Annotated in this window: 4 protein-coding genes; all 4 read right to left on the reverse strand. The window is 37.5% G+C overall.

The features are described from left to right. Window positions 1-207: 207 nt before the first annotated feature. A complete protein-coding gene (locus ABZA26_RS09280) occupies window positions 208-1,062 on the reverse strand; it encodes a D-alanine--D-alanine ligase (protein ID WP_372714242.1) in 855 nt (284 codons plus the stop codon). A 21-nt stretch (window positions 1,063-1,083) separates the two neighbouring features. Then, a complete protein-coding gene (gene murB / locus ABZA26_RS09285) occupies window positions 1,084-1,926 on the reverse strand; it encodes a UDP-N-acetylmuramate dehydrogenase (protein ID WP_372714243.1) in 843 nt (280 codons plus the stop codon). A gap of 5 nt (window positions 1,927-1,931) precedes the next feature. Continuing rightward, window positions 1,932-3,263 carry a UDP-N-acetylmuramate--L-alanine ligase gene (murC, locus tag ABZA26_RS09290; RefSeq protein ID WP_372714244.1) on the reverse strand — a complete coding sequence of 444 codons (1,332 nt, stop codon included), beginning with the start codon at window positions 3,261-3,263 and terminating at the stop codon, window positions 1,932-1,934. Next, window positions 3,260-4,077: glycosyltransferase (locus ABZA26_RS09295; protein ID WP_372714245.1), on the reverse strand; the 818-nt coding region annotated here is incomplete at its 5' end. The genes murC and ABZA26_RS09295, both read right to left, overlap by 4 nt.

Below are 4,077 nucleotides of genomic sequence, written 5' to 3' on the forward strand. Positions count from 1 at the left end.
ACTTCCCTCTGGGTGAGGTTTAAATCTCCAAAAATCCAGACTTTTTCCACTTTAAATATATCTCTCTTAAGAAAGACTTGGTCCATATAAAAAAATGCAGCAGCAAATAAAAAGAGCAGTATAATTTTAAAAAATGCCTTCATTTTTTCTCCCCATTTTCAATTATCATTTTAAGATAATATAACATTTTTGTGAGTTTTTTGTAAATTATTGCATTATTTTTTTTACCAGGTCGTCAAAAGAGTAACCTTTCAGAGTTGCCAATTTTGGAACCAGACTTGTTTCTGTCATTCCCGGACACGTATTTACCTCTAGAAAATAAACCTTACCATCTTTCAGAATAAAGTCACTTCTTGATACGCCTCCCAGTCCGAGCTCTTGATGGATTTTTTGTGAAAAATCCATGGCTTCATCGTAAACATCTTTTGATACCATTGCCGGGTATTCATATTCAGTCATTCCAGATGTGTATTTTGACTGGTAGTCATAAAGACCGGATTTAGGAGTTATTTTCAGAACCCCTAAAGGCTCTCCTTTCAATACTCCCACTGTGAGTTCCTCTCCAGATACAAATTCCTCGATCAATATGTTTTTACCTTTTAGATTATCCAGAGCTTTTTCTACTTCCTCTATACCGTTGCAGATATACAGTCCTACACTTGAACCCTCAGTTGTTGGTTTTACAACCACAGGATAAGAATCTATCTCAGACTTATCTCTGTAGCTTCTAGGAATCCTTATCCCTGCTTTTTCTGCTATGATTTTGGTCATGTTTTTATCCATGGCTATGGCACTAGGTGTTACGCCTGAGCCTGTGTATGGCTTTTTTATTATGTCAAGAACTGCCTGTATTCTCCCGTCCTCACCAAATTCTCCGTGAAGGGCCAGATAAGCCAGATCATAAGTATTTTCTATAAATGCCTTGAGAAGATTGTCTTCTTTTAAATCCACTCCGTAAGCATCGTATCCCTGTCTTATGAGACTTTCAAGTATCGCTTTTCCTGTTCTGAGAGAGACCTCTCTTTCAGAAGATACTCCCCCCATAAAAACTGCTATTTTCATAAAAAATGCTCCTTTTTTCAATTAATTTCTTACAATGATAATTTCTTCTTCCAGTTCAATCCCTGAGCTCTTTTTTACCTTTTCCTTTACTACCTCTATAAGTCCCAGTATATCTTCAAATTTTGCATCTCCGTGGTTGACTATAAAATTCGGATGCATCATAGACACCTGTGCCCCGCCCATTTTTTTACCCTGAACTCCCGCATCTATTATGAGCTTTGCAGAAAATAACCCCTTGGGATTTTTAAAGGTACTTCCCAGGTTGGGAAGGTTCAAGGGATGCCTCTCATTTCTTTTAGACATAATGTCTTCTACCTTTTCATTGTCAAACCCTTTGCCAAATTCAAATACAGCACTGAGGACGATCCACTTTCTGTCCTGAATCTCTGTTTTTCTGTATGTTACGTGAAGATCCTCTTTTTTTATTCTTCTTATTTTATTATTTTCATCTACTACCTCTATCTCTTTTATACAGTCAAATACCTCTGTTCCGTAGGCTCCTCCGTTCATATAGACCAGCCCTCCTACACTTCCAGGTATTCCAGCCAGATTTTCAAGTCCGGAATAATCTTTTTCTGCCATGTATTCTATGAGGTCTTTAAAGTCAAAACCGGCTTCTACTTCCACAAGATTGTTCCCCAACTCTTTTATACCTCTCAGCTCCTTGAGAGATATGAAAGTCTTATCTAGCTCTCCGTCTGATATAAGGGTATTTGTTCCGTTTCCTATTAAGAATACATTCTCTCTATCTTTAAGAGCCTCTATAATCTCACTTTTTTCCTCTATAATTATTAGTTCCTTTGCTATTCCACCGATTTTCATGTTGGAATATTCTTTCATATGGTGATATTTTAAAATTTTCATTATTTTTACCCTTCCAGATTCTTTGTTATTTTATGAGCTATTCCCGATATACTTCCAGCTCCCATGAAAAGAAACACTGTACCGTCTTCTTTATCCTCTACAAATGCAGGGAGGTTCTCCTCGTTGTTTTCCACTCTTATGTTTTTATGCCCTGTTTTTTCTGCTAATTTTTCTATTCCCACTCCGAATTCATCCTTCTCTCCTGCAGAAAAAACAGGCAACAGAAGCACTTCGTCGGCATTATCAAACACCCCTTGAAACTCCTCTAAAAGAAACTTCACTCTGCTGTATCTGTGAGGCTGAAATACTGCCACTATTTTTCCTTTTTCTATACTTCTGGCTCCTTGAAGAGTGGCTTTTATCTCTGTAGGATGATGAGCATAGTCATCTATTATCTTCACACCTTTATCATAAAGAATGTCATATCTTCTTTTGGCGCCCTTAAAAAACCTTAGCATTTTTTTCATCTCTTCACTGGCTACTCCGAATTTGTGAGCGAGATAAATAACAGGAAGAGAATTTGATACATTGTGCTCACCGGGTATAGACAGGACAAATGTTCCCAGGTCCTCCCCGCAGACACTAACCTCGTAATGAATTTTAGAATCTTCCACTCTTATATTTGAAGCATATATATCTGCACTTCTGTCACTTAAACTATAGCTTTTTATCCTGTCTTTTCCTTGGATAACTTTTCTGATATTCTCACAATCTATATTCACAATAATTTCGTCTTTTGTTTTATCTATAAATTCTACAAATGACTTTTCTATATTTTCCAGAGACCCGTGATTTTCCAGGTGATCCGCCTCTATATTGGTTATTATAGAAGTAAAAGGGTTAAGATACAGAAAAGAGTTATCGCTTTCATCTGCTTCTGCTATGAAAAATTTTGAACTCCCAGCCTTTGCATTGGAGTTTATCTCTGGAAGTATACCTCCTACTACAATAGTCGGGTCAAGTGAAAGCATGGCTGCTCCTAGCATAGAGCTAGTCGTTGTCTTCCCGTGAGTCCCTGCGACTGCAATACCCTGTTCTTCGTTCATGAGAAGGGCCAGAAGCTCTCCTCTTTTTATTACTTTTATCCCGTTTTTTAGAGCATAGTCGTATTCAGGGTTTCCCTCTTTTATTGCACTTGATCTCACTACCAGACTGCATCCCTTTAGATTGCTGCTGCAGTGATATCCAAAGATCTCTATCCCCATCTCTTCCAGTTCCTCAGTAAGGTAGCTTCTGTTCAGATCTCCTCCTACCACTTCATACCCTTTATTTCTCATGACCTTTGCAAGTCCGCTCATTCCGATTCCGTTTATTCCTATAAAATACACTCGTTTCATTTTGTCCCCCATATATCCATAGCCTTGACTATTTTTTCTGCAGCCCTGTCTTTTTTCAGGACCTTTATCCTGGCTCTTATCTTAGCCAATTCATTATCATCTTTTATCAGGTCCATGGCTCTTTCTATTGCAATATCTGCCTCTGAATTTTTGTAAATAAACGCTGCTCCTGTTTCCTCAAGGATTTTAGCATTTTCATACTGACCTACCTTTATAGACTGGTAAGGTATCAGTATAGATGGTTTTTCCATTGCTATAAGTTCTGATATAGTCAGGGCACCTGCACGGCACACTACAAGATCTGATACAGCCATTATATTCGGCATATTGCTGAAGTATGGTTTTATAACATCGTTAGGTTTGTATTTATTCAGATTATGATTTATTACTTCAAAGTGATTTTCACCGGTAGCCCAGTAAATCCTTATTTTTTTCTCTTCCAGCGTTCTGTCCCATTTTCTAAGAATAGCATCATTTATGCTTTTAGAACCGAGACTTCCTCCTGTTATCAGAAGCACCTTCTCATCTTCCTCTATCTTTAGCCTTTCCCTCTCTATTTTTCTATTTACCATATATATCTCATTTCTCAGTGGATTCCCTGTCACCTTGAGTTTCTTATGGTATTTTATAGGAAGGTCATCATAGGTTTTGTCAAAGGCAAGAAAGCTCATCTTGGCAAATTTATAAAATAATTTATTTGCAAATCCCAGGTTTGCATTTTGCTCCTGGAGATATATTTTCTTCCCTAATATTATACCTGCTAAAAGTGCTGGAACCGAAATATAATTTCCAAATCCCATTATGGCATCAGGCT

The sequence above is a fragment of the Ilyobacter sp. genome, assembly GCF_041583315.1.
Classification (GTDB): domain Bacteria; phylum Fusobacteriota; class Fusobacteriia; order Fusobacteriales; family Fusobacteriaceae; genus Ilyobacter.

Coding starts and splice junctions, on each gene's coding strand:
- ABZA26_RS09280 (WP_372714242.1), bottom strand. CDS start 1,062: ATGAAAATAGCAGTTTTTATGGGGGGAGTATCTTCTGAAAGAGAGGTC.
- murB (WP_372714243.1), bottom strand. CDS start 1,926: ATGAAAATTTTAAAATATCACCATATGAAAGAATATTCCAACATGAAA.
- murC (WP_372714244.1), bottom strand. CDS start 3,263: ATGAAACGAGTGTATTTTATAGGAATAAACGGAATCGGAATGAGCGGA.